Origin of the sequence: Pseudomonas inefficax, from assembly GCF_900277125.1 — a bacterium.
GTDB classification, from domain to species: domain Bacteria; phylum Pseudomonadota; class Gammaproteobacteria; order Pseudomonadales; family Pseudomonadaceae; genus Aquipseudomonas; species Aquipseudomonas inefficax.
Genome location: NZ_OPYN01000063.1, coordinates 48140 through 73690 on the forward strand (window position 1 = coordinate 48140; position 25551 = coordinate 73690).

General features: G+C 63.4%; 28 protein-coding genes. 17 read left to right on the plus strand and 11 right to left on the minus strand.

What is annotated here, in order from left to right:
- Nucleotides 1-170: 170 nt before the first annotated feature.
- Genes lptB through JV551A3_RS06655 form a run of 5 tightly spaced genes read right to left on the minus strand, consistent with a single transcriptional unit; the run spans nucleotide 171 to nucleotide 3500 of the window.
- The gene (gene lptB / locus JV551A3_RS06635; protein WP_003255132.1) at nucleotides 171-896 is read right to left on the minus strand and encodes an LPS export ABC transporter ATP-binding protein; all 726 of its coding nucleotides are present in this window, start codon (nucleotides 894-896) and stop codon (nucleotides 171-173) included.
- On the minus strand, nucleotides 897-1421 hold the full coding sequence (gene lptA / locus JV551A3_RS06640) for a lipopolysaccharide transport periplasmic protein LptA (protein WP_112250782.1): 525 nt from the start codon (nucleotides 1419-1421) through the stop codon (nucleotides 897-899). It abuts the gene before it with no gap.
- Nucleotides 1408-1980, minus strand: a complete 573-nt coding sequence (gene lptC / locus JV551A3_RS06645; protein WP_046615766.1) for an LPS export ABC transporter periplasmic protein LptC — start codon at nucleotides 1978-1980, stop codon at nucleotides 1408-1410. Before lptC ends, lptA begins: the two co-directional genes overlap by 14 nt.
- Nucleotides 1981-1988: 8 nt before the next feature.
- Nucleotides 1989-2513 (minus strand): KdsC family phosphatase, encoded by a 525-nt coding sequence (locus tag JV551A3_RS06650; protein ID WP_112250784.1) that lies wholly within the window; start codon nucleotides 2511-2513, stop codon nucleotides 1989-1991.
- 12 nt (nucleotides 2514-2525) lie between these two features.
- Nucleotides 2526-3500, minus strand: coding sequence for a KpsF/GutQ family sugar-phosphate isomerase (locus JV551A3_RS06655; protein ID WP_133970398.1), 975 nt, complete (start codon nucleotides 3498-3500; stop codon nucleotides 2526-2528).
- Nucleotides 3501-3748: 248 nt separating this feature from the next.
- Between JV551A3_RS06655 and JV551A3_RS06660 the strand changes: the two genes are divergently transcribed.
- The 14 genes from JV551A3_RS06660 (at nucleotide 3749) to JV551A3_RS06730 (ending at nucleotide 14804) form a co-directional block, all read left to right on the plus strand.
- Nucleotides 3749-4558, plus strand: coding sequence for an ATP-binding cassette domain-containing protein (locus tag JV551A3_RS06660; RefSeq protein ID WP_012270662.1), 810 nt, complete (start codon nucleotides 3749-3751; stop codon nucleotides 4556-4558).
- Complete coding sequence (gene mlaE / locus JV551A3_RS06665; RefSeq protein ID WP_013971083.1) at nucleotides 4558-5355, plus strand: lipid asymmetry maintenance ABC transporter permease subunit MlaE; 798 nt, start codon at nucleotides 4558-4560, stop codon at nucleotides 5353-5355. The genes JV551A3_RS06660 and mlaE overlap by 1 nt, the downstream gene beginning before the upstream one ends.
- Nucleotides 5355-5840: an outer membrane lipid asymmetry maintenance protein MlaD gene (gene mlaD, locus JV551A3_RS06670; RefSeq protein WP_003257921.1), complete on the plus strand. Its 486-nt coding sequence runs from the start codon at nucleotides 5355-5357 to the stop codon at nucleotides 5838-5840. Before mlaE ends, mlaD begins: the two co-directional genes overlap by 1 nt.
- Before the next feature lie 9 nt (nucleotides 5841-5849).
- Nucleotides 5850-6497 carry an MlaC/ttg2D family ABC transporter substrate-binding protein gene (locus JV551A3_RS06675; RefSeq protein WP_133970397.1) on the plus strand — a complete coding sequence of 216 codons (648 nt, stop codon included), beginning with the start codon at nucleotides 5850-5852 and terminating at the stop codon, nucleotides 6495-6497.
- Nucleotides 6494-6796: an STAS domain-containing protein gene (locus tag JV551A3_RS06680; RefSeq protein ID WP_133970396.1), complete on the plus strand. Its 303-nt coding sequence runs from the start codon at nucleotides 6494-6496 to the stop codon at nucleotides 6794-6796. Before JV551A3_RS06675 ends, JV551A3_RS06680 begins: the two co-directional genes overlap by 4 nt.
- Nucleotides 6797-6913: 117 nt before the next feature.
- Nucleotides 6914-7153, plus strand: a complete 240-nt coding sequence (locus tag JV551A3_RS06685; RefSeq protein WP_003255121.1) for a BolA family protein — start codon at nucleotides 6914-6916, stop codon at nucleotides 7151-7153.
- 23 nt (nucleotides 7154-7176) lie between these two features.
- Nucleotides 7177-8442 carry a UDP-N-acetylglucosamine 1-carboxyvinyltransferase gene (murA, locus tag JV551A3_RS06690; protein ID WP_133970395.1) on the plus strand — a complete coding sequence of 422 codons (1266 nt, stop codon included), beginning with the start codon at nucleotides 7177-7179 and terminating at the stop codon, nucleotides 8440-8442.
- 123 nt (nucleotides 8443-8565) lie between these two features.
- Nucleotides 8566-9201 (plus strand): ATP phosphoribosyltransferase, encoded by a 636-nt coding sequence (hisG, locus tag JV551A3_RS06695; RefSeq protein WP_003257924.1) that lies wholly within the window; start codon nucleotides 8566-8568, stop codon nucleotides 9199-9201.
- Nucleotides 9202-9335: 134 nt separating this feature from the next.
- Nucleotides 9336-10661 carry a histidinol dehydrogenase gene (gene hisD / locus JV551A3_RS06700; protein WP_133970394.1) on the plus strand — a complete coding sequence of 442 codons (1326 nt, stop codon included), beginning with the start codon at nucleotides 9336-9338 and terminating at the stop codon, nucleotides 10659-10661.
- Nucleotides 10662-10663: 2 nt separating this feature from the next.
- Nucleotides 10664-11710 carry a histidinol-phosphate transaminase gene (gene hisC / locus JV551A3_RS06705; RefSeq protein ID WP_133970393.1) on the plus strand — a complete coding sequence of 349 codons (1047 nt, stop codon included), beginning with the start codon at nucleotides 10664-10666 and terminating at the stop codon, nucleotides 11708-11710.
- A gap of 208 nt (nucleotides 11711-11918) precedes the next feature.
- A complete protein-coding gene (locus tag JV551A3_RS06710; RefSeq protein WP_133970392.1) occupies nucleotides 11919-12569 on the plus strand; it encodes a FadR/GntR family transcriptional regulator in 651 nt (216 codons plus the stop codon).
- A gap of 13 nt (nucleotides 12570-12582) precedes the next feature.
- Nucleotides 12583-13863, plus strand: a complete 1281-nt coding sequence (locus JV551A3_RS06715) for a CynX/NimT family MFS transporter (RefSeq protein WP_133970391.1) — start codon at nucleotides 12583-12585, stop codon at nucleotides 13861-13863.
- A gap of 178 nt (nucleotides 13864-14041) precedes the next feature.
- On the plus strand, nucleotides 14042-14518 hold the full coding sequence (locus tag JV551A3_RS06725; RefSeq protein ID WP_133970390.1) for a nuclear transport factor 2 family protein: 477 nt from the start codon (nucleotides 14042-14044) through the stop codon (nucleotides 14516-14518).
- On the plus strand, nucleotides 14511-14804 hold the full coding sequence (locus JV551A3_RS06730; protein WP_133970389.1) for a GIY-YIG nuclease family protein: 294 nt from the start codon (nucleotides 14511-14513) through the stop codon (nucleotides 14802-14804). The genes JV551A3_RS06725 and JV551A3_RS06730 overlap by 8 nt, the downstream gene beginning before the upstream one ends.
- Nucleotides 14805-14828: 24 nt before the next feature.
- Here the strand turns inward: JV551A3_RS06730 and yejK are convergent, their stop codons facing one another.
- The gene (gene yejK / locus JV551A3_RS06735; protein ID WP_085624016.1) at nucleotides 14829-15836 is read right to left on the minus strand and encodes a nucleoid-associated protein YejK; all 1008 of its coding nucleotides are present in this window, start codon (nucleotides 15834-15836) and stop codon (nucleotides 14829-14831) included.
- A 369-nt stretch (nucleotides 15837-16205) separates the two neighbouring features.
- On the opposite strand from yejK, the gene JV551A3_RS06740 reads away from it, so the two are divergent.
- Nucleotides 16206-16487, plus strand: coding sequence for an HU family DNA-binding protein (locus JV551A3_RS06740; protein WP_112250800.1), 282 nt, complete (start codon nucleotides 16206-16208; stop codon nucleotides 16485-16487).
- 50 nt (nucleotides 16488-16537) lie between these two features.
- On the opposite strand, the gene rlmF is transcribed toward JV551A3_RS06740, so the two are convergent.
- From rlmF to JV551A3_RS06765, 5 genes are all read right to left on the minus strand, one after another.
- Nucleotides 16538-17491 (minus strand): 23S rRNA (adenine(1618)-N(6))-methyltransferase RlmF, encoded by a 954-nt coding sequence (gene rlmF / locus JV551A3_RS06745; RefSeq protein WP_133970388.1) that lies wholly within the window; start codon nucleotides 17489-17491, stop codon nucleotides 16538-16540.
- Nucleotides 17492-17670: 179 nt separating this feature from the next.
- Entirely contained in the window at nucleotides 17671-20517 is a 2847-nt protein-coding gene (locus JV551A3_RS06750) for a valine--tRNA ligase (protein WP_133970387.1), read from the minus strand.
- A 211-nt stretch (nucleotides 20518-20728) separates the two neighbouring features.
- The gene (locus JV551A3_RS06755; RefSeq protein ID WP_112250802.1) at nucleotides 20729-21094 is read right to left on the minus strand and encodes a DNA polymerase III subunit chi; all 366 of its coding nucleotides are present in this window, start codon (nucleotides 21092-21094) and stop codon (nucleotides 20729-20731) included.
- 5 nt (nucleotides 21095-21099) lie between these two features.
- Nucleotides 21100-21531, minus strand: coding sequence for a DNA polymerase III subunit chi (locus tag JV551A3_RS06760; RefSeq protein WP_133970386.1), 432 nt, complete (start codon nucleotides 21529-21531; stop codon nucleotides 21100-21102).
- 47 nt (nucleotides 21532-21578) lie between these two features.
- Nucleotides 21579-23072, minus strand: a complete 1494-nt coding sequence (locus tag JV551A3_RS06765; RefSeq protein ID WP_133970385.1) for a leucyl aminopeptidase — start codon at nucleotides 23070-23072, stop codon at nucleotides 21579-21581.
- A gap of 301 nt (nucleotides 23073-23373) precedes the next feature.
- Here JV551A3_RS06765 and lptF point away from each other — a divergent pair, with 301 nt between their 5' ends.
- Nucleotides 23374-24489, plus strand: a complete 1116-nt coding sequence (gene lptF, locus JV551A3_RS06775) for an LPS export ABC transporter permease LptF (protein WP_015269075.1) — start codon at nucleotides 23374-23376, stop codon at nucleotides 24487-24489.
- On the plus strand, nucleotides 24482-25543 hold the full coding sequence (gene lptG / locus JV551A3_RS06780; RefSeq protein WP_025337842.1) for an LPS export ABC transporter permease LptG: 1062 nt from the start codon (nucleotides 24482-24484) through the stop codon (nucleotides 25541-25543). Before lptF ends, lptG begins: the two co-directional genes overlap by 8 nt.
- Nucleotides 25544-25551 lie beyond the last annotated feature (8 nt).

Below are 25551 nucleotides of genomic sequence, written 5' to 3' on the forward strand. Positions count from 1 at the left end.
GGGCTTAATACCTTGTTCGCCGGCGCGCATGCGCCATCCACTACACGAGGGCGCCGGGGCGCCGGATCAAGCAAGTTTTATGCCTTAAATTGTAGCGTTTGCCTAGAGTACCGTAACAACTTTACCCGGGTTGCAGGGCGATTTGCCGGTACTCCAGGCGCGTGCCGGGCTCAGAGCCGGAACTCGTGGCCCAGGTAAACCTCTTTGACCAGGTCGTTGGCCAGGATGGTTTCGGCGTCGCCTTCGGCGATCAGCCGGCCATCATTGACGATATAGGCGGTTTCGCAGATATCCAGGGTCTCACGCACGTTGTGGTCGGTGATCAGTACGCCGATGCCCTTGGCCTTGAGGTGGTGGATGATCTGCTTGATGTCGCCGACCGAAATCGGGTCGACACCGGCGAACGGTTCGTCCAGCAGGATGAACTTGGGGGCGGTCGCCAGCGCGCGGGCAATTTCCACGCGGCGGCGCTCACCACCGGACAGGCTCATGCCGAGGTTGTCGCGAATGTGGCTGATGTGGAACTCCTGCAGCAGGCTTTCCAGCTCTTTGCGCCGGCCGTCGCGGTCGAGGTCCTTGCGGGTCTCGAGGATGGCCATGATGTTGTCGGCCACCGACAGCTTGCGGAAGATCGAGGCTTCCTGCGGCAGGTAGCCGATGCCGGCGCGGGCGCGACCGTGCATGGGCTGGTGGCTGACATCGAGGTTGTCGATCAGCACGCGCCCCTGTTCGGCCTGGACCAGCCCGACGATCATGTAGAAGCAGGTGGTCTTGCCGGCGCCGTTGGGACCGAGCAGGCCGACGATCTGGCCGCTGTCGATCGACAGGCTGACGTCACGCACGACCTGCCGCCCCTTGTAACTCTTGGCCAGGTGCTGGGCTTTGAGGGTTGCCATTTACTCGGCCTTCTTCTTGGGCTGGATCACCATGTCGATACGCTGACGCGGCGAAGTCACGTTGCCACCACGACCGGCGGTTGCCACCTGGGTCTTGGTGTTGTAGACGATCTTCTCGCCTTCGGTCGTGTTGCCTTCGTTCTCGACTTTGGCGCGGTCGGTGAGAACCACCAGGTCTTTCTGCGCCTGATACTGGATGGTCACGCCCCAGCCTTTCATCTTGTCCGGTTTGGCTGCGCTCTGCTGCTGCTCGAAGTAGGCCAGGTTGCCCACCGAGGTCACCACATCGATATCGCCGGAGGCGGAACGGGTGATGGTCACGGTGTTGCCTTTGATCATCATCGAACCCTGGGTGATGATCACGTCGCCGGTGTAGGTGGCCACACCCTGCTTGTCGTCCAGGTGGGCGTTGTCGGCCTGGATACGGATAGGCTGGTCACGGTCATTCGGCAGGGCGAGGGCGCTCGCGCTTCCCAGTGCTGCGCTCAGGCTGAGCAGAAGGGGGAGGGTTTTAACGAGCCTCATACTGTCCTCTTACGTTAGAGAGCAAGTCCATCTTGCCTTCTTTCAAATACGCTTTCATTCCTTTGCCCGTAGTTGTGCCACCGGCGCCGTCGATTCTAACGGCTTGCTCGGTCTGCGCATATTGCTTCTGCGGGAACACGGTCATGCGTGAGCTGGTAATGATCATTTCGCGCTGCTTTTCGTCGGTGCGGGCGACCCTTACGTTGTCGATCAGTTCGACTTCGCTGCCGTCCGGGTTGACTTCGGCGCGGGTGCTCTGCACGTGCCAGGGGTATTCGGTGCCGCGATACAGGTGCAGGTCCGGCGTGGTCAGCAGGGTGATTTCACTGGCCTTGAGGTGCTCGACCTTGTCTGCGGTCATTTCGTACTGCAGCTTGCCGTCGGGCAGGAACTGCAGGCTGTGGGCGTTGACCGCATAGTAGTCGATGGCGCTTTCGTCGACCTGGGCCACCGGCTTGTCGAGGAAGCTTTCCGGGCTGACATTCCAGTAGCCGATCGCTACCAGCAGCGCGGCGATCACTGCGAGCAGCGCAATGTTGCGGGCTTTCTTGCTGAACATGGGCAGCCTTACAGGTAATTGGCGTTGGCAGCGTCCAGGGTGCCCTGGGCGTGCATGATCAGTTCGCAGAATTCACGGGCTGCGCCTTCGCCGCCACGTGCCTGGGTCACGCCATGGGCGTGCTGGCGAACGAACGGCGCGGCGTTGGCCACCGCCATGCCCAGGGCGACCCGGCGGATCACCGGGAGGTCGGGCAGGTCGTCGCCCAGGTAGGCCACTTGAGCATAGCTCAGGCCCAGTTCGGCGAGCAGGCCGTCGAGCACCACCAGTTTGTCTTCGCGGCCCTGGTACAGGTGCGGGATGCCGAGGTTCTTCGCCCGGCGCTCGACCACCGGGGTCTTGCGCCCGCTGATGATTGCGGTGGTAACGCCCGAGGCCATGAGCATCTTGATGCCTTGGCCGTCGAGGGTGTTGAAGGTCTTGAACTCGCTGCCGTCCTCGAGGAAGTACAGGCGCCCGTCGGTGAGCACGCCGTCCACGTCGAACACTGCCAGCTTGATGTGCTTGCCGCGTTGCATGAGGTCCTGGTTCATTCCATTGCTCCTTTACATCACGCCGGCGCGCAGCAGGTCGTGCATGTTCAGGGCGCCGGTGGGGCGGTCCTCGCGGTCCACCACCACCAGGGCGCCGATCTTGTGGTCTTCCATGATCTTCAGGGCCTCGGCCGCGAGCATTTCGGCGCGGGCCGTCTTGCCGTGCACGGTCATGACCTGGTCGATCAGGGTGGTGTGGACGTCGATGTTGCGGTCCAGGCTGCGGCGCAGGTCGCCGTCGGTGAAGATCCCGGCCAGCTTGCCGTCGGCTTCGACGATCACGGTCATGCCCAGGCCTTTGCGGGACATTTCAAGGAGCGCGTCCTTGAGCAGGGTGCCGCGGGGCACCTGGGGCAGTTCGTCGCCGGCGTGCATCACGTTCTCCACCTTGAGCAGCAGGCGACGGCCCAATGCGCCACCCGGGTGCGAGAAGGCAAAGTCCTCGGCGGTGAAACCGCGGGCTTCGAGCAGGGCAATGGCCAGCGCGTCGCCCAGCACCAGCGATGCGGTGGTGGAGGAGGTGGGGGCCAGGTTAAGCGGGCAGGCTTCTTGCTCGACGCGGGCGTCGAGGTTGACCTCGGCAGCCTGGGCCAATGGCGAGTCCGGGTTGCCGGTCAGGCTTATCAGCTTGATGCCCATGCGCTTGATCAGTGGCAGCAGGGTGACGATTTCGGCAGTGCTGCCGGAATTCGACAGGGCAAGGATGACATCATCGCGGGTGATCATGCCCATGTCGCCATGGCTGGCTTCGGCCGGGTGCACGAAAAACGCCGGTGTGCCGGTGCTGGCCAGGGTGGCGGCGATCTTGTTGCCGATGTGCCCGGACTTGCCCATGCCGACCACGACGACCCGGCCCTTGCTGGCCAGGATCAGTTCGCAGGCCTTGACGAAATTGTCGTCGATGCGCGCCAGCAGGGCCTCTACGGCCTCGAGTTCCAGGCGCAGGGTGCGTTGGGCGGATTGGATCAGCTCGCTGGATTGGCTCATGTCGAAAAAGCAATGCCTGATGAAAAGGCGGCGATTATAGCTGCAATGAAAGAAACCCTCACGCTTTCGATTGCCGTGGTGAATGTCTCGCCAGCCTGTCGCAGGGCTGAACGAGTCACCAGACGACCTTGGGGCGGCGCTGTCAGCGGTGCTATAGTTCGCCGCTATTCGGCCTGCCAGGGGCGCTTGTGCCTTCCAGATGAAGGCCGACGTCCATTAGGACAAGGCTGCACTAGCAAGGAGTCTAGATGAGTGTGGATAGCGCCTACGCGGTCGAGTTGAAGGGGGTTACCTTCAAACGCGGTTCGCGCAGCATTTTCAGCAACGTCGACATTCGCATCCCGCGCGGCAAGGTCACCGGTATCATGGGGCCATCGGGTTGCGGCAAGACCACGTTGCTCCGCCTGATGGGCGCGCAGTTGCGCCCCTCCAGCGGTGAGGTCTGGGTTGCCGGGCAGAACCTGCCGACGTTGTCGCGCAGTGACCTGTTCGACGCCCGCAAGCAAATGGGGGTGCTGTTCCAGAGCGGCGCGCTGTTCACCGATCTCGATGTGTTCGAGAACGTCGCGTTCCCGCTGCGCGTGCATACCCAGCTGTCGGACGAGATGATCCGAGATATCGTGCTGATGAAGCTGCAGGCCGTGGGGCTGCGCGGTGCCATCGACCTGATGCCCGACGAGCTGTCCGGTGGCATGAAGCGCCGTGTGGCGCTGGCCCGGGCGATTGCCCTGGACCCGCAGATCCTCATGTACGACGAGCCGTTCGTCGGCCAGGACCCGATCGCCATGGGTGTATTGGTGCGTCTGATCCGCTTGCTGAACGACGCCTTGGGTATCACCAGTATCGTCGTTTCCCACGACCTGGCGGAAACTGCCAGCATCGCCGACTACATCTATGTGGTAGGTGATGGGCAGGTGCTGGGCCAGGGGACGCCTGACGAGCTGATGGGCTCGGACAACCCCCGTATTCGCCAGTTCATGAAGGGCGACCCGGACGGCCCGGTGCCTTTCCACTTCCCTGCGCCTGACTACCGCGCCGACCTGCTGGGAGCGCGTTGATGCGCAGAAAATCCTTACTCGAACGCGTCCGCCTGCTGGGGCGCTCGGCCATCGACGTGCTGGCCGTGCTGGGGCGCTCGTGCCTGTTCCTGTTCCATGCGCTGATCGGTCGTGGCGGCATTGGTGGCGGCTTCCAGCTGCTGACCAAACAGCTGTACTCGGTGGGCGTGCTGTCGCTGGCGATCATCGTCGTGTCCGGGGTGTTCATCGGCATGGTGCTGGCGCTGCAGGGCTTCAGCATCCTGACCAAGTACGGCTCGGAGCAGGCAGTGGGGCAGATGGTCGCCCTGACCCTGCTGCGCGAGCTCGGCCCGGTGGTCACGGCGTTGCTGTTCGCCGGCCGTGCCGGTTCGGCGCTGACCGCAGAAATCGGCAACATGAAGTCCACCGAGCAGTTGTCGAGCCTTGAAATGATCGGCGTCGACCCGCTCAAGTACATCGTTGCGCCGCGCCTGTGGGCCGGTTTCATCTCGCTGCCGTTGCTGGCGCTGATTTTCAGCGTGGTCGGTATCTGGGGTGGCTCGTGGGTGGCGGTGGACTGGCTGGGCGTCTACGAGGGCTCGTTCTGGGCCAACATGCAGAACAGTGTTTCGTTCACCGACGATGTGCTCAACGGGCTGATCAAGAGCCTGGTATTTGCCTTCGTCACGACCTGGATCGCCGTATTCCAGGGGTACGACTGTGAGCCCACCTCAGAAGGGATCAGCCGTGCCACCACCAAGACCGTGGTCTATGCCTCGTTGGCAGTGCTGGGTCTGGACTTTATTCTGACCGCCTTGATGTTTGGAGATTTCTGATGCAAAACCGCACCCTGGAAATCGGTGTCGGCCTGTTCCTTCTGGCCGGGATCCTGGCGCTGCTGCTGCTCGCCCTGCGTGTCAGCGGGCTGTCGGCCAGCCCGAGCAGCGATACCTATAAAGTTTATGCCTACTTCGACAATATCGCCGGTTTGACGGTCAGAGCTAAAGTGACCATGGCCGGTGTGACCATCGGCAAGGTTACCGCCATCGATCTGGACCGTGATTCCTACACCGGTCGGGTGACGTTGCAGCTGGACAAGTCGGTGGACAACCTGCCGACCGACTCCACGGCCTCGATCCTCACTGCCGGGTTGCTTGGCGAGAAGTACATCGGCATCAGCGTGGGCGGTGAGGACCAGGTGCTCAAGGACGGCGGGACCATCCACGACACCCAGTCGGCGCTGGTGCTGGAAGATCTGATTGGCAAGTTCCTGCTCAACTCCGTTGGCAAGGAACCGAAAGAAGCGCAACCGGCTAATTAAGGAGTTTCCATGATTTCGATCCTGCGACGTGGCCTGCTGGTCCTGCTGGCGGCCTTCCCCCTGATGGCAATGGCCGCGCAGTCGCCGCACGATGTGGTGCAGAGCACCACCACCGAACTGCTGGGTGAGCTCAAGGCCAACAAGGAGCAGTACAAGACCAACCCGCAAGCGTTCTACGACACCCTTGACCGGATCCTCGCGCCCGTGGTCGATGCCGACGGTATTTCCAGAAGCATCATGACCGTCAAGTACTCGCGCAAGGCCACGCCCGAGCAGATGCAGCGCTTCCAGGAAAACTTCAAGCGCAGCCTGTTCCAGTTCTACGGTAACGCGCTGCTGGAGTACAACAACCAGGGTATCGTCGTAGACCCGGCCAAGGCCGATGACGGCAAGCGTGCCTCCGTAGGCATGAAGGTCACCGGCAACAATGGCGCCGTGTACCCGGTGCAGTACACCCTGGAAAACCTGGGTGGCGAATGGAAAGTGCGTAACGTGATCGTCAACGGCATCAACATCGGCAAGCTGTTCCGTGACCAGTTCGCCGACGCCATGCAGCGCAATGGCAACGACCTGGACAAGACCATCGACGGCTGGGCCGGCGAAGTGGCCAAGGCCAAGCAGGCTGCCGACAACTCGCCAGAGAAGACCGTCAAATGAGTGAGGCCGGTGTAAGCATGGCCGAGCCGGGCGTGCTGCGCCTGGTTGGCGTGCTGGACTACCGCAGCGGGCCGGCCCTGCGCAAGCAGGGCAAGGCGCTGATCGCGGCCTGCCGCGAGGCGCAGTTGGTGCTCGATTGCTCGGCAGTGCAGCGTTCCACCAGTGTTGGCCTGTCGTTGCTGCTGGCCTTCATGCGCGATGCCCAGGCCGCCGGCAAGGGGTGCCAGGTGCGCAGCATGCCCGACGACATGCGGGAAATTGCCGAGGTCTATGACCTCGATGAAGTGCTGGCAACCTGATGGCCCGGCACGGATGATGGCCCCTCGGTCAGCGAAGCCCTCGTTGGGCTTCGCAGGCGAGGGGCTTTTTTGTATGATGGCCGACCCGTGCGCATCGGGCGCCGATTGAGGTTGAGCATGCAGGCTGTAGAAGTTAAAAGCTTCCTTGAAGAGAAATTGCCGGGTTCCCGGGTCGAAGTTGAAGGCGAAGGCTGCAACTTCCAGTTGAACGTGATCAGCGACGAGTTGGCTGGCCTGAGCCCGGTCAAACGCCAGCAGGCGATCTATGCTCACCTGAATCCGTGGATCGCCAATGGCAGCATCCATGCGGTAACCATGAAATTTTTCAGCAGCGCAGCCTGGGCTGAGCGCACCTGAGCCAACGTGGCGGCGAGATTCCAATGGACAAACTGATTATTACTGGCGGCGCTCGCCTTGATGGCGAGATCCGCATTTCGGGCGCGAAGAACGCAGCCCTGCCGATTCTGGCGGCGACCCTGCTGGCCGACGGCCCGGTCACCGTGGGCAACCTGCCGCACCTGCACGACATCACCACCATGATCGAGCTGTTCGGCCGCATGGGCATCGAGCCGGTGATCGACGAAAAGCTGGCGGTCGAGATTGATCCTCGCACCATCAAGACCCTGGTCGCGCCTTACGAGCTGGTCAAGACCATGCGCGCCTCGATTCTGGTGCTGGGCCCGATGGTCGCCCGTTTCGGCGAGGCCGAAGTGGCCCTGCCTGGCGGTTGCGCCATTGGTTCACGCCCGGTCGACCTGCACATCCGTGGCCTCGAGGCCATGGGCGCGAAGATCGAAGTCGAAGGCGGCTACATCAAGGCCAAGGCGCCTGAGGGTGGCCTGCGCGGTGCGCACTTCTTCTTCGACACCGTCAGCGTGACCGGTACCGAGAACATCATGATGGCCGCAGCCCTGGCCAAGGGCCGCAGCGTGCTGCAGAACGCCGCGCGTGAGCCGGAAGTGGTCGACCTGGCCAACTTCATCAACGCCATGGGTGGCAAGGTTCAAGGTGCGGGTACCGACACCATCGTCATCGATGGCGTCGAGCGCCTGGCGTCGGCCAGCTACCGGGTGATGCCGGACCGTATCGAGACCGGTACCTACCTGGTTGCCGCTGCCGTGACCGGTGGCCGCGTCAAGGTCAAGGACACCGACCCGACCATCCTTGAAGCCGTTCTGGAAAAACTCAAGGAAGCCGGCGCCGACATCAACACCGGCGAAGACTGGATCGAGCTGGACATGCACGGCAAGCGGCCGAAAGCCGTCAACCTGCGTACCGCCCCGTACCCGGCGTTCCCGACCGACATGCAGGCGCAGTTCATCTCGCTCAACGCCATTGCCGAAGGCACCGGTGCAGTGATCGAGACAATCTTCGAAAACCGCTTCATGCACGTCTACGAAATGCACCGTATGGGCGCGCAGATCCAGGTCGAAGGCAACACTGCCATCGTCACTGGCGTCAAGGCGCTGAAAGGCGCCCCGGTAATGGCCACCGACCTGCGTGCTTCCGCCAGCCTGGTGCTGTCGGCGCTGGTAGCCGAAGGCGATACCCTGATCGATCGCATCTACCACATCGACCGTGGTTACGAGTGCATCGAAGAAAAACTGCAGATGCTGGGCGCGAAGATCCGTCGCGTACCGGGCTAGTCGTCTGCCTGGTGCATCCTGTGGGGGAGGGGGTTGCCCGCTTTCACAGGATGTACCTAACGAATTGAATGCGGTCGGGCTCGACGCCCGGCCGGCAGTAGCCGCTTAAGGACCGACGTTCCAATGTTGACCATCGCGCTTTCCAAAGGCCGTATTCTCGACGATACCCTGCCGTTGCTGGCCGAGGCCGGTATCGTGCCGACCGAGAACCCGGACAAGAGCCGCAAACTAATCATCCCCACCACGCAGGACGACGTGCGCCTGCTGATCGTGCGTGCCACCGACGTGCCGACTTATGTCGAGCATGGTGCCGCCGACCTGGGTGTGGCCGGCAAGGATGTGCTGATGGAGTACGGCGGCCAGGGCTTATACGAGCCCCTGGACCTGCAGATTGCCCGTTGCAAGCTGATGACCGCTGGCGTAGTCGGCGCACCCGAGCCCAAGGGCCGTCTGCGCGTGGCTACCAAGTTCGTCAACGTAGCCAAGCGCTACTACGCCGAACAGGGCCGCCAGGTCGACATCATCAAGCTGTATGGCTCGATGGAGCTGGCACCGCTGATCAACCTCGCCGACAAGATCATCGACGTTGTCGACACCGGCAACACCCTGCGTGCCAACGGCCTGGAGCCCCAGGAACTGATCGCCACGATCAGCTCGCGCCTGGTGGTCAACAAGGCCTCCATGAAAATGCAGCACGCCCGTATCCAGAGCCTGATCGACACGCTGCGCGGAGCGGTCGAATCGCGACACCGCGGCTGACTCACTACCTTCTGTGCGCGACCTTCGCTGTCGCGCCCGTCTATCCGCGTCATAGCCATTTTTCTCGGGTGCCCGCGCGGATGGACTGGTAGCCTAGGGCGCCTGAGCATTCGCCATTAATCGAGGCCCTCGCCATGACCGTGTCCACTGCAATTGCCCGTCTCAACGCTGCTGATCCGGATTTCGCCCGACATCTGGATCATCTGCTGAGCTGGGAAAGTGTGTCCGATGACGCGGTCAACCAGCGGGTGCTCGACATCATCAAGGCCGTGCGCGAGCGTGGCGATGCCGCATTGGTGGAGTTCACCCAGCGTTTCGATGGTGTCGACGCCAAATCGATCGATGACCTGATTCTCGGTCGCGAGCGCCTGGAACTGGCTCTGACCCGCATTACCCCGGTCCAGCGCGAAGCCCTGGAAAAGGCTGCCGACCGTGTGCGCATGTACCACGAGCGGCAGAAACAGGACTCCTGGCAGTACACCGAGGCCGACGGCACCGTGCTGGGCCAGAAGGTCACCCCGCTGGACCGCGCCGGCCTGTATGTGCCGGGTGGCAAGGCGTCGTACCCATCGTCGGTGCTGATGAACGCCATCCCGGCCAAGGTTGCCGGCGTGGCCGAAGTGGTAATGGTTGTGCCGACCCCGCGTGGCGAGGTCAACGAGCTGGTGCTGGCGGCTGCCTGCATCGCCGGTGTCGACCGTGTGTTCACCGTCGGTGGCGCCCAGGCTGTCGCCGCGTTGGCCTACGGTACCGAAAGCGTGCCGCAGGTGGACAAGATCGTCGGCCCGGGCAACATCTACGTCGCCACCGCCAAGCGCCACGTGTTCGGCCAGGTGGGTATCGACATGATCGCCGGCCCGTCGGAAATCCTCGTGGTGTGCGACGGCCAGACCGACCCGGACTGGATCGCCATGGACCTGTTTTCCCAGGCAGAGCACGACGAAGATGCCCAGGCCATCCTGGTCAGCCCGGACGCCGCCTTCCTCGACCGTGTTGCCGCCAGCATCGACAAGCTGCTGCCGACCATGGAACGTGCCGAGATCATCGAGAAGTCGATCAATGGCCGTGGCGCGCTGATCCAGGTGCGTGACATGCAGCAGGCCATTGAAGTGGCCAACCGCATTGCCCCGGAGCACCTGGAGCTGTCGGTGGCCGAGCCACAGGCCTGGCTGCCGCACATCCGCCACGCTGGCGCAATCTTCATGGGCCGCCACACCAGCGAAGCGCTGGGCGACTACTGCGCAGGGCCCAACCACGTGCTGCCGACCTCTGGCACCGCGCGTTTCTCGTCGCCACTGGGGGTGTATGACTTCCAGAAGCGTTCGTCGATCATTTTCTGCTCCGAGCAGGGGGCGTCCGAGCTGGGCCACACCGCCTCGGTCCTGGCCCGTGGCGAGTCGCTGACCGCACACGCCCGCAGCGCTGAATACCGCATCCTGACCCAAGAGAAGGGGAACTGAACATGAGTCGATTCTGGAGCCCCTTCGTCAAGGACCTGGTGCCTTACGTGCCGGGCGAGCAACCCAAGCTGGCGCGCCTGGTCAAGCTGAACACCAACGAAAACCCCTACGGCCCGTCGCCCAAGGCGCTGGAAGCCATGCGCGGCGAGCTGAACGACAACCTGCGCCTGTACCCGGACCCGAATGGTGACCGGCTGAAGCAGGCGGTGGCCGAGTACTATGGGGTCACCCCGGCACAAGTGTTCGTCGGCAACGGCTCGGACGAGGTGCTGGCGCACATCTTCCACGGCCTGTTCCAGCACGACGCGCCGCTGCTGTTCCCGGACATCAGCTACAGCTTCTACCCGGTGTACTGCGGCCTGTACGGTATCGCGTTCGAGCAGGTGGCGCTGGACCAACAGTTCCAGATCCGCATCGAGGACTATAACAAGCCCAACGCCGGCATCATCTTCCCCAATCCCAACGCGCCGACCGGCTGCCTGATGCCGCTGCAGGCGGTGGAGCAGTTGCTGCAGGCCAACCGTGATTCGGTGGTGGTGGTCGATGAAGCCTACATCGACTTCGGTGGCGAAACGGCGATCAGCCTGGTGGACCGCTACGACAACCTGTTGGTCACCCAGACCCTGTCGAAGTCGCGCTCGTTGGCCGGGCTGCGGGTTGGCCTGGCGGTGGGCCACCCGGACCTGATCGAGGCGCTGGAGCGGATCAAGAACAGCTTCAACTCCTACCCGCTGGACCGTGCGGCGATCGTCGGCGCGGCGGCGGCGTTCGAGGACCGCGAGTACTTCGAGGAAACCTGCCGCAAGGTGATCGACAGCCGCGAGGTTCTGGTCGGGCAGCTGCAGGGCAAGGGCTTCGAAGTGCTGCCGTCGGCGGCCAACTTCATCTTCGCCCGCCATCCGCAAAAAGATGCCGGTGAGCTGGCTGCACGCCTGCGCGAGCAGGGCGTGATCGTGCGCCACTTCAAGCAGCCGCGCATTGCCCAGTTCCTGCGTATCACCATCGGCACGCCAGAGATGAACCAGGCGTTGATCGATGCGTTGAACTGACGGTATCGCAAGCTGCCGTGACGCAGCCCTTGTGGGAGCGGGCGTGCCCGCGAACACCGGCAACGCCGGTGCCATCCATCGCGTTGGATTCTTCGCGGGCATGCCCGCTCCCACAGGGATTTCCACTATCGCCACAAACCATCAGTGTTTGCTGTATTGCCGGTATACATTATGCTGACCAGATTCATCGGATGATTGGTTGAGTTACATGAGCACCGAATTGACCAAGCGTTCACTGGTCGAACTGGCCGTCGAGCGCATGCGCGAACGGATCATGCTGGGCGACTGGCAAGTCGGTCAGCGCCTGCCGACCGAGCCGGAACTGGCCCTGCAACTGGGCATCAGTCGCAACACGGTGCGCGAGGCCATGCGCGTGCTTGCGTTCAGCGGCCTGGTGGAAATTCGCCAGGGCGACGGCAGCTACTTGCGCACGGCCCAGGACCCGCTACAGGCAGTACAGGCGATGTCGCGCTGTACGCCCGAGCAGGCCCGTGAAACCCGGCACATCCTCGAAGCCGAGGCCATCGGCCTGGCTGCATTGCGCCGAACCGATGCCGACCTGCAGGCGCTGCGTGATGCCCTGGCCAACAGCGCCGGGCATTTTCACGGTGATATCGATGCCTACGTGGCCTGCGACCTGGTGTTCCACCAGCGGCTCGTCGATGCCGCCCATAACCCGGCCTTGAGCGAGCTGTACCGGTACTTTTCCGGGGTAGTGGCGGCCGCGCTGCAGCACAACATGGCGACCGTGCCGCGCTGCCAGGCCACGTTCGACCTGCATGGGCAGATCCTTGCCGCCATCGAGCAACGCGATGCGGAGCAGGCCAAGCGCCTGAGCCGTACCCTTATCGAATCCTGACTCCGAGAAAGCCATGGCTGATTCCATCACCCGTAACACCCCGCCTAGCGATCGGGACCTCGATGAGTTGCTGATCGACGCCGAGGCTGACGACGAGCAGGTCCAACAGCAGCCGGTGCTACTGCAGCGGCCTTGGCTGTTGTTGCTGGGCCTGGTGCTGGTGGCATTGAACCTGCGCCCGGCATTGTCGAGCATGGCGCCGGTGCTGGGCCTGGTGTCCGAAGGCTTGGGGCTGAATGCCTCGCAGGCCGGTTTGTTGACCACCTTGCCAGTGCTATGCCTGGGCCTGTTCGCCCCGTTGGCGCCGGTGCTGGCGCGGCGTTTTGGCAGCGAGCGGGTGATTCTCGGCATCCTCGCCACCCTGGCGCTTGGCATCGTCGTGCGCAGTAGCCTAGGGGCCACCGGGGTGTTCCTCGGCAGCCTAATGGCGGGGGCCAGCATCGGCATCATTGGCGTGCTGTTGCCGGGTATCGTCAAGCGCGACTTCCCGCAGCACGCCGGCACACTGACCGGCGTCTATACCATGGCGCTGTGCCTGGGGGCGGCGATGGCGGCGGGGGCGACCGTCCCGCTGGCGCAGCATTTCGACGGCAGCTGGGCGCTGGGGCTGGGCTTCTGGGCAGTGCCGGCCCTGCTGGCCATGCTGGTATGGCTGCCGCAGGCCCGCCAGGGGCATGGCCTGCACAAGGTGGCCTATCGCGTGCGTGGGCTGTGGCGTGATCCGCTGGCCTGGCAGGTGACCCTGTACATGGGCCTGCAGTCGTCACTGGCCTACATCGTCTTTGGTTGGTTGCCATCGATCCTGATCGGCCGCGGCCTGAGCCCGACCGAGGCGGGGCTGGTGCTGTCGGGGTCGGTGATCGTGCAACTGGTCAGTTCGCTCAGTGCGCCCTGGCTGGCCACCCGCGGCAAGGACCAGCGCCTGGCGATCGTGCTGGTCATGCTGATTACCCTGGCCGGCCTGTTCGGTTGCCTGTATGCGCCGCTTTCCGGGCTGTGGGGCTGGGCGGTGGTGCTGGGCCTGGGGCAGGGCGGTACCTTTGCCCTGGCGCTGACCTTGATCGTGTTGCGCTCGAAAGATGCCCATGTCGCGGCGAACCTGTCGAGCATGGCGCAGGGGGTGGGTTATACCCTGGCGTCGATGGGGCCGCTTGCGGTGGGGCTGGTGCATGACTTGACCAGCGGCTGGTCGGCTGTCGGGTGGATTTTTGCCGTGCTTGGGGTGGGTGCCATCGTGTTCGGCCTGGGGGCAGGACGGGCTTTGCATGTGCGGGTGAGCAGCGAGAAAGTCTGAAGGGGTATGTTGGCAGTGCTGGCCTCTTCGCGGGTAAACCCGCTCCCACAGGAATCGCACACATCTTGAAGCAGTGTGGTACCTGTGGGAGCGGGTTTACCCGCGAAAGGGCCGGTACTGGCATAACCAACCGGGGCAGATTATCGTGCTGCTTTCATCCCCAGGACGGACCAGCCCCATGAGCGACGCCAACCGCGACCTGATCACCCGCTTCTACCAGGCCTTCCAGCGCCTGGATGCCGAGGCCATGGTCGCCTGCTACAGCGACGATATCGTCTTCAGCGACCCGGTCTTCGGCACCTTGCGTGGCAAGGACGCAGGCGACATGTGGCGAATGCTCAGCAGCCGGGCCAAGGACTTCACCCTGACCTTCGACAACGTCCGCGCCGATGAACGCACGGGGGCCGCGCATTGGGTGGCCACCTACCTGTTCAGCCAGACCGGCCGCATCGTGGTCAACGATATCCAGGCGCGTTTCGTGATCCGTGACGGGCGGATCTGCCAGCACGATGACCAGTTCGACTTGTGGCGCTGGTCGCGGCAGGCGCTGGGCGTGCCAGGCATGCTGCTGGGCTGGTCGCCGCTGGTGCAGAACAAGGTACGCCAGCAGGCGTTCAAAGGATTGCGCGCATACCAGCAGGCCCAGGGTGAGTGAATCCGTCCAGATCGCCGCCAGCAAACCTTGGTATGTCTACCTGGTAAGGGCGGCCAATGGTTCGTTGTATTGCGGCATCAGCGATGACCCGCAGCGGCGCTTTCTGGCGCACCAGAAAGGGCAGGGCGCGCGTTACTTCAAGACCAGCCCGGCCCAGGCGCTGGTGTATGTGGAGCAATGGCCGGACAAGGGCGAGGCGTTACGCCAGGAGCGGTTGGTGAAGCGGCTGCGCAAATCTGCGAAGGAGGCGTTGGTGGCGTCTTATGGCGCTTCTACCGTGATCTAGGGCTGCGCAGCAGCCCCGAGGTTATCAGTCTTTACGGCGTTTGAGCTGATCCACCAGGGTGGTCGGAAGGCCCTTGATGATCAAGGTCCCTGCCTCTTCGTCATACTCGACCTTGTCCCCCAGCAGGTGCGCCTCGAAGCTGATCGACAACCCCTCGGCACGCCCGGTGAAACGGCGGAACTGGTTGAGGGTGCGCTTGTCTGCGGGGATTTCCGGCGACAAGCCGTAGTCCTTGTTGCGGATGTGGTCGTAGAACGCCTTGGGCCGGTCCTCGTCGATCAGGCTGGACAACTCTTCCAGCGTGACCGGCTCGCCCAGCTTGGTCTGGGTAGTGGCGTACTCGACCAGGGTCTGGGTTTTTTCGCGGGCGGACTCTTCCGGCAGGTCTTCGCTCTCGACGAAGTCACTGAAGGCCTTGAGCAGGGTGCGGGTTTCGCCCGGGCCGTCGACGCCCTCCTGGCAGCCGATGAAGTCGCGGAAGTAGTCCGAAACCTTCTTGCCGTTCTTGCCCTTGATGAACGAAATGTACTGTTTGGAGTTCTGGTTGTTCTTCCACTCCGACAGGTTGATGCGCGCCGCCAGGTGCAACTGGCCAAGGTCCAGGTGGCGCGAAGGCATGACATCGAGCTCGGCGTTCACCGCCACGCCTTCGCTATGGTGCAGCAGGGCGATCGCCAGGTATTCGGTCATGCCTTGCTGGTAGTGAGCAAACAGGATGTGGCCGCCGGTGGACAGGTTGGACTCTTCCATCAGCTTCTGCAGGTGCTCCACGGCCACGCGGCTGAAGGCGGTAAAGTCCTTTTCTTCGTCCAGGTACTGCTTCAGCCAGCCGCTTAGCGGGTAGGCACCGGACTCGCCGTGAAAAAAGCCCCAGGCCTTGCCTTGCTTGGCGTTGTAGCTGTCATTGAGGTCGGCCAGCAGGTTTTCGATGGCGTCGGAGGCGGCCAGCTCGGAATCGCGGGCATGCAGCACGGCGGGGCTGCCATCGGGCTTTTTGTCGATCAGGTGAACGATGCAATGACGGATTGGCATGGGATTCTCGGCGAGCTGCAAAAGTCGGCCAGTTTACCCCAGACGCAAGGCGATGCAGTGGCCGGATGTTGGCAGAAATGCCGGTTGTTCGTTTTTTGTTCAAATTTGCGCGTTTTAAGCTAAAACCCCCGAAAAACCTGCATTAAATCGAAGCGCGCAGCGGATATTTATCCGTTCCTGTGGTAGCTTTGCGCGGTCTTGCGCCCTTGTGTGGCGCATTGCTGGCAGCGTGCTGTCGTCGTGTCGAACCAAACGTCGATTTGCGTATCTACATACGCGATTGGCGCGGCCCTCCACTTTCAGGGGCTGGCCCGATAACGTCGTAGTCCGCTGCATAACCATCGAATTTGATAGGGAAGGAACACCACCATGGCATTGACCAAAGACCAACTGATTGCCGACATCGCCGAATCGATCGCCGCGCCAAAAGCCACCGCCAAGAACGCTCTGGAGCAACTGGGCCAGATCGTTGCCGACCAGCTGGAAAACGGCGCTGAAATCACTCTGCCAGGCATCGGCAAGCTGAAAGTCACCGAGCGTCCTGCCCGTACCGGCCGCAACCCTTCGACTGGCGCTGCCATCGAAATCGCTGCCAAGAAAGTCGTCAAGTTCGTTCCAGCCAAAGTGCTGACCGACGCCATCAACAAGTAATTGTTGAAGCTTTGACGAAACCGCGCCCGGCTTGCCCGGGCGCGGTTTTTTCATGCCTGGGTTTTACGCCCGGCGTGCCAGGCCTGGCGCGCGGCGTCGTCGTGGAAGCTCCAGGCGACCATGCGGCTTTGCTTCTGCCCCTGGCCCATTTCGCTGATGCGCACGGTCTTGGCGCCCGCTTTCCTGAGCGCGGCCTCGATCCCCGGCAGGTTGCTGGCCTTGGACACCAGGCTGGTGAACCACAGCACCCGTTTGGCGTATTGCACGCTTTCACCGACCAGTTGGGTGACGAAGCGGATCTCGCCGCCCTCGCACCACAGTTCGTTGTTCTGGCCACCGAAGTTGAGCACCGGCAGCTTGCGCCTGGGGTCCTGCTTGCCCAGGTTCTTCCACTTGCGCTGGCTGCCACGGGTGGCTTCGTCGCGTGAGGAATGGAAGGGTGGGTTGCACAGAGTCAGGTCGAAGCGTTCGCCCTCCTGCAGCAAGCCGCTGAGGATATGTGCACGGTTGGCCTGCTGGCGCAGGGTGATGGCCTTGCCCAGGCCGTTGGCCTGGACTATGGCCTTTGCCGAAGCCAGGGCCACTGGGTCGATGTCCGAGCCGAGGAAGCGCCAGCGGTAATCGCTGTGGCCCAGCAGAGGGTAGATACAGTTGGCACCCACGCCGATGTCCAGCGCACGCACCTGGGCGCCCTTGGGGATCTCGCCGGCATTGTCCTCGGCCAACAGGTCGGCAGCCACGTGGATGTAGTCGGCACGGCCGGGAATCGGCGGGCACAGGTAGTCGGCAGGGATATCCCAGTGCTGGATGCCGTACTGGGCCTTGAGCAGGGCACGGTTGAACACCCGCACGGCCTCGGGGTTGGCGAAGTCGATGCTGGGCTTGCCGTGGGGGTTGGTGATGGTGAAGCGCGCCAGGTCAGGGTGGGCCTTGATCAGGCTGGGGAAGTCGTAGCGGCCCTGGTGGCGGTTGCGCGGGTGCAGGGTGGGTTTGTTCGGGGTCATGGCAGTGTCCAGCCCTATACGAGCGGTGGCTGATAGAGCCTGGGGCTGCTTTGCAGCCCTTTCGCGACACAAGGCCGCTCCTACAGGATAGCGGCGCCCTTCAGACCGGCGCCGTCCCTGTAGGAGCGGCCTTGTGTCGCGAAAGGGCCGCAAAGCGGCCCCAGCTTTTTCTCTAGTGATTAAAGCGCTGCAATCCGCGCATGCTGCTCGGTGAAGTTGGCCAGGGCCTGTTCGGACTCGGCCAGCTTGGCGCGCTCTTTTTCGATCACGGCAGGCGGTGCCTTGTCGACGAAGGCGGCGTTGGACAGCTTGCCACCCACGCGTGCCACTTCACCCTGCAGGCGCTGGATTTCCTTGTTCAGGCGCGCCAGTTCGGCATCCTTGTCGATCAGGCCGGCCATTGGCACCAGCACTTGCAGGTCACCGACCAGGGCGGTGGCCGACAGCGGCGCTTCGTCGGCATCGCCCAGTACGGTGAACGATTCGACCTTGGCCAGTTTCTTCAGCAGGGCTTCGTTTTCCTGCAGGCGACGCTGGTCATCGGCGTTGGCGTTCTTCAGGAACAGCGGCAGCGGCTTGCCCAGGCCGATGTTCATTTCGGCGCGGATGTTGCGCAGGCCGACCATCAGTTCCTTGAGCCACTCGATGTCGCCTTCGGCGGCGGCGTCGATGCGGCTTTCATTGGCCACCGGCCATGGCTGCAGCATGATGGTCTTGCCTTCGATGCCGGCCAGCGGCGCGATGCGCTGCCAGATTTCTTCGGTGATGAACGGCATGAACGGATGCGCCAGGCGCAGCGCCACTTCCAGCACGCGCACCAAGGTGCGGCGGGTGCCACGGGCGCGCTCGACCGGGGCGTTCTCGTCCCACAGCACCGGCTTGGACAGCTCCAGGTACCAGTCGCAGTACTGGTTCCAGATGAACTCGTACAGCGCCTGGCTGGCCAGGTCGAAGCGGAACTGCTCCAGCTGGCGGGTCACTTCGGCTTCGGTACGCTGCAGCTGCGAGATGATCCAGCGATCGGCCAGCGACAGCTCGTAGGCTTCGCCGTTCTGGCCGCAGTCCTCGCCCTTGTCCAGCACGTAGCGGGCGGCGTTCCAGATCTTGTTGCAGAAGTTGCGGTAGCCTTCGACGCGGCCCATGTCGAACTTGATGTCGCGGCCGGTGGAGGCCAGCGAGCAGAAGGTGAAGCGCAGGGCGTCGGTGCCGTAGCTGGCGATACCTTCGGGGAACTCGGCCTTGGTCTGCTTGGCGATCTTCTCGGCAAGCTTGGGCTGCATCATGCCGCTGGTGCGCTTTTCCAGCAGGGCGTCGAGGGTGATGCCGTCGACGATGTCCAGCGGGTCCAGTACGTTGCCCTTGGACTTGGACATCTTCTGGCCCTGGCCGTCACGTACCAGGCCGTGCACGTACACGGTCTTGAACGGTACCTGCGGGGTGCCATCCTCGTTCTTGATCAGGTGCATGGTCAGCATGATCATGCGCGCAACCCAGAAGAAGATGATGTCGAAGCCGGTCACCAGCACGTCGGTGGAGTGGAACTTCTTGAGGAACTCGGTCTGCTCCGGCCAGCCCAGGGTGGAGAAGGTCCACAGGCCCGAACTGAACCAGGTGTCGAGTACGTCGTCGTCCTGACGCAGGACCACATCGGCGCCCAGGTTGTGCTTGGCGCGCACTTCTTCCTCGTTGCGGCCGACATAGACCTGGCCGGCCTCGTCGTACCACGCCGGAATGCGGTGGCCCCACCACAGCTGGCGGCTGATGCACCAGTCCTGGATGTCACGCATCCAGGAGAAGTACATGTTCTCGTACTGCTTGGGCACGAACTGGATGCGGCCGTCTTCCACGGCGGCGATGGCAGGTTCTGCCAGCGGCTTGGTGGAGACGTACCACTGGTCGGTCAGCCACGGCTCGATGACGGTGCCCGAACGGTCGCCTTTCGGTACTTTCAGGGCATGGTCGTCGATGCTCACCAGCAGGCCTTGGGCATCCAGGTCGGCAACGATCTGCTTGCGCGCGACGAAGCGGTCGAGGTTGGCGTACTGGGCCGGCAGGCGGGTGTCCACCTGCTCGTTGACGCTGCCGTCGAGGTTGAAGGCCTGCGCGCTGGCGAGCACGAAGGCGTTCTTGTCGAAGATGTTCAGCAGCGGCAGGTTGTGGCGTTTGCCGACTTCGTAGTCGTTGAAGTCGTGGGCCGGGGTGATCTTCACGCAGCCGGTACCGAACTCGGGGTCGCAGTAGTCGTCGGCGATGATCGGAATGCGGCGGCCAACCAGCGGCAGTTCGACGAACTTGCCGATCAGTGCCTGGTAGCGCACGTCGTTCGGGTTGACCGCCACGGCGGCGTCACCCAGCAAGGTTTCCGGACGGGTAGTGGCGACGACCAGGTAGTCCTTGCCTTCGGCGGTCTTGGCGCCGTCGGCCAGTGGGTAGCGCAGGTTCCACAGGTGGCCCTTTTCGTCGTGGTTTTCCACTTCGAGGTCGGAGATGGCCGTGTGCAGCTTGGTGTCCCAGTTGACCAGGCGCTTGCCGCGGTAGATCAGGCCGTCTTCATGCAGGCGCACGAAGGCTTCCTTGACCGCTTCGGACAGGCCGTCGTCCATGGTGAAGCGCTCGCGGCTCCAGTCGACCGACGAGCCCAGGCGGCGGATCTGACGGCTGATGTTGCCACCGGACTGGTCCTTCCATTCCCAGACCTTTTCCAGGAACTTTTCGCGGCCCAGGTCATGCCGGTTCTGGCCCTTGGCCTCGAGCTGGCGCTCGACCAGCATCTGGGTGGCGATACCGGCGTGGTCGGTGCCTGGCTGCCACAGGGTGTCGCGGCCTTGCATGCGGCGGAAACGGATCAGGGCGTCCATGATCGCGTTGTTGAACCCGTGGCCCATGTGCAGGCTGCCGGTCACGTTCGGCGGCGGGATCATGATGGTGTAGGACTCGCCTGCACCTTGTGGAGCGAAATAGTTCTCGGACTCCCAGGTGTTGTACCAGGAAGTTTCGATGGCGTGCGGCTGGTAGGTCTTATCCATGCGCGGCGGGACCCTGTGCATTTATTCGGGAAAGCCGGGAAGTATAACCAAGCTGGGGGCCGCAGGCGACAAGCTGCTGCTATCTGGCAGGGCAGGCATGGCCTCTTCGCGGGTAAACCCGCTCCCACAGAGACCTCACAAGTCTTAGGGCTCCTGCGATCCCTGTGGGAGCGGGTTTACCCGCGAAGCAGGCGCCGCCGAATTTTCAGGTTTACTCCGAACGCTTGATCAACCGCTCGATCCGCGCATCCAGCCGGCGCTTGATCTCGTTCTCGATATGCGGGGTAAAGTCATTGATCACATCCTGCATGATCATTTGCGCCGCCGCGCGCAGCTCGCTTTCCAGGTGCAGCAGGGTGTCCTGGCGGCGGGTCTGCGGGTCATCTTCGGGCTCGGCAGCTACCGGCTCGGCCGCTGGCGCGTGGTTGCCGGGCGCTTCTTCAAGCAGCAACGGGATCTGCTCCACCGTCTCGGTCAGCAGCGGTGGTTGCAGGTCGGCGTCGCCAAGCAGCTGGCGTATCGACTCGAGGTCATCGAGCAGATGGGCGGAGTCGGGCAGGGGGGAGGGCTTGTCCATCGTCGTCAAAGTCGCTGTAAGCGGTGGTCTTGCAGAGCATAGCCCTGTTCACGGTAGAAACGGAATCGTTCACGGGCCGATTGGCGGATGCCAGGCTCTTCAATGACGATTTCGGCCACCCGCTCGAACTGGCCGACAAAGCCCGGTACACCCGCGCCCAGGTTGATCAACAGGTCGTGGTGGTCGCCCGCACTGTCGGCCGCCAGGCCCAGTGCCACGCTGGCGTCAGCATGCATCTCCACGAGATCGTGTGGCACGAAGGCTTCGCCCTTGAAACGCCACAGGCGTTGATCCAGCTCGCTGCGCTGCTCGGCGTCCTGGCAGTGCAGGTAGACCCGGTGGCCGAGGCGCCAGGCCTTTTCGCACAGCTTGCAGGCGAAATCGAGCCGCGCCGACAACGAGTCGGTGGGCAGTATGTAGAAATCTACTTTGCTCATGATGGTATCGCCGGCCGGTGGCGCGGGGCGCCACCGGCTTCATGGCGTCAGGCGCCGGCGCGGTCCAGCAGGTACTGGGTCAGCAGGGGCACAGGGCGGCCAGTGGCGCCCTTGTCCTTGCCACCGCTGACCCAGGCGGTGCCGGCGATGTCCATGTGCGCCCAGTCGTAGGCCTTGGCAAAGCGCGACAGGAAGCAGCCGGCGGTGATGGTCCCGGCCTTCGGCCCGCCGATGTTGCCCATGTCGGCGAACGGGCTGTCCAGTTGCTCCTGGTACTCATCGAACAGCGGCAGCTGCCAGGCACGGTCGTCGGCGCGCTTGCCGGCGTCGAGCAACTGGCCGACCAGGTCGTCGTTGTTGCCCATCAGGCCGGTGGTGTGGCTGCCCAGGGCGACGATGCAGGCACCGGTCAAGGTGGCGATGTCGATGACTGCCTGCGGCTTGAAACGCTCGGCATAGGTCAGGGTGTCGCACAGCACCAGGCGGCCTTCGGCGTCGGTGTTGAGGATTTCCACGGTCTGCCCGCTCATGGTGGTGACGATGTCACCCGGGCGGGTGGCGCCGCCGCTCGGCATGTTCTCGGCGCAGGCCAGCAGGCACACCAGGTTGACCGGCAGCTGCAGCTCTAGCACCGCACGCAGGGTGCCGAGCACGCTGGCGGCACCGCACATGTCGTATTTCATTTCGTCCATGCCGGCACCAGGCTTGAGGCTGATGCCGCCGGTGTCGAAGGTGATGCCCTTGCCCACCAATACGAACGGTTTGTCCGCCTTCTTGCCACCCTGGTAGTTGAGCACGATCAGGCGTGGCGGCTGGTCGCTGCCCTGGCCGACGGCGTAGAACGCGCCCATGCCCAGGTCCTTGATCTTCTTTTCGTCCAGTACTTCGACTTTCAGCGCCTTGTGCGCCTTGCCCAAATCCTTGGCCTGTTCGGCCAGGAAGCTAGGGTGGCACAGGTTGGGCGGCAGGTTGCCCAGATCGCGGGTAAAGGCCATGCCGGTGGCGATGGCGCTGGCATGCTTGACGGCACGTTCGACCTCGGCCTGGCCGGCCTTGTCGGCCAGCAGGGTGATCTTTTTCAGCGCGCGCGGCTCGGCCTTCTGGCTCTTGAAGCGATCGAACACGTATTCGCCGTCGAGCAGGGTTTCGGCCAGCAGGCGGTACTTGCCATAGTGGGCATCGCGGTTGCTGACCGCGATATCGTCCAGGGCCAGCACGGCGTCGGTGCCGTTCAAGCCTTTGAGTACGCCGGCAACGCTGGCGACCAGCTTGCGCCAGGCGCGGTCACCCAGGGCTTCGTCCTTGCCGCTGCCCACCAGCAGCACGCGCTCGGCCTTCAGGCCCGCGAGGTTCTGCAGGAGCAGGGTCTGGCCGGGCTTGCCGGCCAGGTCTCCACGCTTGAGCACGGCACTGATGGCACCTTCGCTGGCCAGGTCGACGGCCTTGGCCACGCTGCCGAGCTTGCGGTTTTCACCTACCGGGAGGACCAGGGTGGCGGTTTTTACGGATGCAGCAGCTACGCTTTTTACAACCAGTTCCATGTCAGGATCCCCGAATGATCGATACAGTCGGCGCTGTGTATTCCAGCGCTCTGGACGGGCCTGGCCGCGTAGTCGCGCGCCAGCGGAAAAGCTGCCAGTTTGAGCCTGCGGCAAGCGTGCTGACAACCCCGTTGTGCGCCTTCATGCGCGGCGAAGTGACAGGGGCGGTCAATCACAGGATAATGCGCGCACTTTACATGGAGGTTCGCCTTTGGCGAACCGGCATTGGTCTTGGCTGTACTAAGTCATTGTCTGGCGCCATTGATTGGCAGTCCGCCCTGACAACCCAGGAGTGTCTGGTTTGATCGTCTTTCGTTATCTGTCCCGCGAGGTCCTGGTGACCTTGAGCGCCGTCAGCGCCGTGCTGCTGGTGATCATCATGAGCGGGCGCTTCATCAAGTACCTGGCCCAGGCTGCCCAGGGTGTGCTGGACCCGAGCGTGCTGTTCCTGATCATGGGCTTCCGTCTGCCGGGCTTCCTGCAGTTGATCCTGCCGTTGGGGCTGTTCCTCGGCATTCTCCTGGCGTACGGGCGCCTGTACCTGGAAAGTGAGATGACCGTGCTGTCGGCCACCGGCATGAGCCAGCAGCGCCTGCTGGGCCTGACCATGGCGCCGGCCGCCCTGGTCGCCCTGCTGGTGGCCTGGCTGAGCCTGAGCCTGGCGCCGCTGGGGGTGGCCCAGGTGCAGCAGATCATCGCCCAGCAGGACGCCCTGACCGAGTTCGACACCCTGGTGCCGGGCCGCTTCCAGACCCTGCGCGACGGCTCGCGGGTGACCTACACCGAAGAGCTGTCGGATGACCGCATCAACCTGGCCGGGGTGTTCATTTCCGAGAAGCGCTTCAACCAGGACAAGACCAAGGACCGCGCCCCGTCGGTGCTGGTTGCCGAAAAAGGCCACCAGGAAATCCAGGCCGATGGCAACCGCTACCTGGTGCTGGAAAACGGTTACCGTTACGACGGCAACCCGGGCCAGGCCGATTACCGTGCGATCAAGTACGACACCTACGGCGTGCTGCTGCCCAAGCCGGAAGTCGCCGAGGAAGTAACCGACCGCGAAGCCATCCCCACTTCCGAGCTGATCGGCAAGAAGGGCCTGCGCGAGCGCGCCGAGCTGCAATGGCGGTTGTCGCTGCCGATCCTGGTGTTCATCGTCACCATGCTGGCGGTGCCGCTGTCCCGGGTCAACCCGCGCCAGGGCCGCTTCCTCAAGCTGCTGCCGGCAATTCTTCTGTACATGGCCTACCTGACAATGCTGATTTCCGTACGCGGCGCCCTCGAGAAGGGCAAACTGCCGATCGCCCTGGGCATGTGGTGGGTCCACGGCCTGTTCCTGCTGATCGGCCTGGGCCTGATGTACTGGGAGCCGCTGCGCCTCAAGCGCGCCGCCCGTCGTGCGGAGGTGGCCCATGGGTAAGCTCGACCGCTATATCGGCCAGAGCGTGCTGCTGGCCATCCTCGCCGTGCTGGGGATCATCCTCGGCCTGGCTTCGCTGTTTGCCTTCATCGACGAGATGAGCGACCTGAGTGACACCTACACGGTGATGGAGGCGGGCAACTTCGTCTTGCTGACCGCACCACGGCGCCTGTACGAAATGCTGCCGATGGCCGCCCTGATCGGCTGCCTGATCGGCCTGGGCAGCCTGGCCAGCAGCAGCGAACTGACCATCATGCGCGCTGCCGGGGTTTCCATCGGGCGCATCGTCTGGGCGGTGATGAAGCCGATGCTGGTACTGATGCTGGTCGGCTTGTTGATCGGCGAGTACGTGGCGCCGGTGACCGAGAACAAGGCCCAGGCCGACCGTTCCCTGGCCCAGGGCGGTGGTGATGCGCAAAGTTCCAAGCGCGGCATGTGGCATCGCCAGGGCGAGGAGTACGTGCACATCAACGCCGTGCAGCCTAACGGCCTGCTGCTGGGTGTGACCCGTTACCGTTTCGACAGCGAGCGCAAGATTGTCACCTCGAGCTTCGCCCGCCGTGCACAGTACCAGGACGACCACTGGATGCTCAGCGACGTGCGCACCACCTTCTTCCGTGGCGACCACACCGAAGTGGTGACCGCGCCGCAGGAGCGCTGGGACGTTTCGCTTACGCCGCAACTGCTCAATACCGTGATCCTGGCACCGGAGTCGCTGTCCATTACCGGGCTGTGGGACTACATCCACTACCTGTCCGACCAGGGCCTGAACAATGCCCGTTACTGGCTGGCGTTCTGGACCAAGGTATTGCAGCCGATGGTGACCGCGGCGCTGGTGCTGATGGCCATTTCCTTCATCTTCGGCCCGCTGCGTTCGGTAACCCTTGGCCAGCGCGTGTTCACCGGTGTGCTGGTGGGCTTCGTGTTCCGCATCGCCCAGGACCTGCTGGGGCCGTCGAGCCAGGTGTTCGGCTTCCCGCCGCTGCTGGCGGTGGTGATCCCGGCGGGCATCTGTGCGCTGGCAGGTGTGTGGTTGTTGCGCCGGGCTGGTTGATGGCCTGA

Bases quoted from the DNA above. Each gene is read 5' to 3' on its own strand.
- JV551A3_RS06685 (WP_003255121.1), top strand. From the start codon at position 6,914: ATGCAGGCTGTAGAAGTTAAAAGCTTCCTTGAAGAGAAATTGCCGGGT.
- JV551A3_RS06755 (WP_112250802.1), bottom strand. From the start codon at position 21,094: ATGGACAAGCCCTCCCCCCTGCCCGACTCCGCCCATCTGCTCGATGAC.
- JV551A3_RS06760 (WP_133970386.1), bottom strand. From the start codon at position 21,531: ATGAGCAAAGTAGATTTCTACATACTGCCCACCGACTCGTTGTCGGCG.
- lptA (WP_112250782.1), bottom strand. From the start codon at position 1,421: ATGAGGCTCGTTAAAACCCTCCCCCTTCTGCTCAGCCTGAGCGCAGCA.
- JV551A3_RS06750 (WP_133970387.1), bottom strand. From the start codon at position 20,517: ATGGATAAGACCTACCAGCCGCACGCCATCGAAACTTCCTGGTACAAC.
- JV551A3_RS06710 (WP_133970392.1), top strand. From the start codon at position 11,919: ATGAGCACCGAATTGACCAAGCGTTCACTGGTCGAACTGGCCGTCGAG.
- JV551A3_RS06680 (WP_133970396.1), top strand. From the start codon at position 6,494: ATGAGTGAGGCCGGTGTAAGCATGGCCGAGCCGGGCGTGCTGCGCCTG.
- mlaD (WP_003257921.1), top strand. From the start codon at position 5,355: ATGCAAAACCGCACCCTGGAAATCGGTGTCGGCCTGTTCCTTCTGGCC.
- rlmF (WP_133970388.1), bottom strand. From the start codon at position 17,491: ATGACCCCGAACAAACCCACCCTGCACCCGCGCAACCGCCACCAGGGC.
- lptC (WP_046615766.1), bottom strand. From the start codon at position 1,980: ATGTTCAGCAAGAAAGCCCGCAACATTGCGCTGCTCGCAGTGATCGCC.
- mlaE (WP_013971083.1), top strand. From the start codon at position 4,558: ATGCGCAGAAAATCCTTACTCGAACGCGTCCGCCTGCTGGGGCGCTCG.
- JV551A3_RS06725 (WP_133970390.1), top strand. From the start codon at position 14,042: ATGAGCGACGCCAACCGCGACCTGATCACCCGCTTCTACCAGGCCTTC.
- JV551A3_RS06655 (WP_133970398.1), bottom strand. From the start codon at position 3,500: ATGAGCCAATCCAGCGAGCTGATCCAATCCGCCCAACGCACCCTGCGC.
- hisC (WP_133970393.1), top strand. From the start codon at position 10,664: ATGAGTCGATTCTGGAGCCCCTTCGTCAAGGACCTGGTGCCTTACGTG.
- lptG (WP_025337842.1), top strand. From the start codon at position 24,482: ATGGGTAAGCTCGACCGCTATATCGGCCAGAGCGTGCTGCTGGCCATC.
- yejK (WP_085624016.1), bottom strand. From the start codon at position 15,836: ATGCCAATCCGTCATTGCATCGTTCACCTGATCGACAAAAAGCCCGAT.
- JV551A3_RS06660 (WP_012270662.1), top strand. From the start codon at position 3,749: ATGAGTGTGGATAGCGCCTACGCGGTCGAGTTGAAGGGGGTTACCTTC.
- JV551A3_RS06715 (WP_133970391.1), top strand. From the start codon at position 12,583: ATGGCTGATTCCATCACCCGTAACACCCCGCCTAGCGATCGGGACCTC.
- JV551A3_RS06765 (WP_133970385.1), bottom strand. From the start codon at position 23,072: ATGGAACTGGTTGTAAAAAGCGTAGCTGCTGCATCCGTAAAAACCGCC.
- JV551A3_RS06675 (WP_133970397.1), top strand. From the start codon at position 5,850: ATGATTTCGATCCTGCGACGTGGCCTGCTGGTCCTGCTGGCGGCCTTC.
- hisG (WP_003257924.1), top strand. From the start codon at position 8,566: ATGTTGACCATCGCGCTTTCCAAAGGCCGTATTCTCGACGATACCCTG.
- murA (WP_133970395.1), top strand. From the start codon at position 7,177: ATGGACAAACTGATTATTACTGGCGGCGCTCGCCTTGATGGCGAGATC.
- lptB (WP_003255132.1), bottom strand. From the start codon at position 896: ATGGCAACCCTCAAAGCCCAGCACCTGGCCAAGAGTTACAAGGGGCGG.
- hisD (WP_133970394.1), top strand. From the start codon at position 9,336: ATGACCGTGTCCACTGCAATTGCCCGTCTCAACGCTGCTGATCCGGAT.
- JV551A3_RS06650 (WP_112250784.1), bottom strand. From the start codon at position 2,513: ATGAACCAGGACCTCATGCAACGCGGCAAGCACATCAAGCTGGCAGTG.
- JV551A3_RS06740 (WP_112250800.1), top strand. From the start codon at position 16,206: ATGGCATTGACCAAAGACCAACTGATTGCCGACATCGCCGAATCGATC.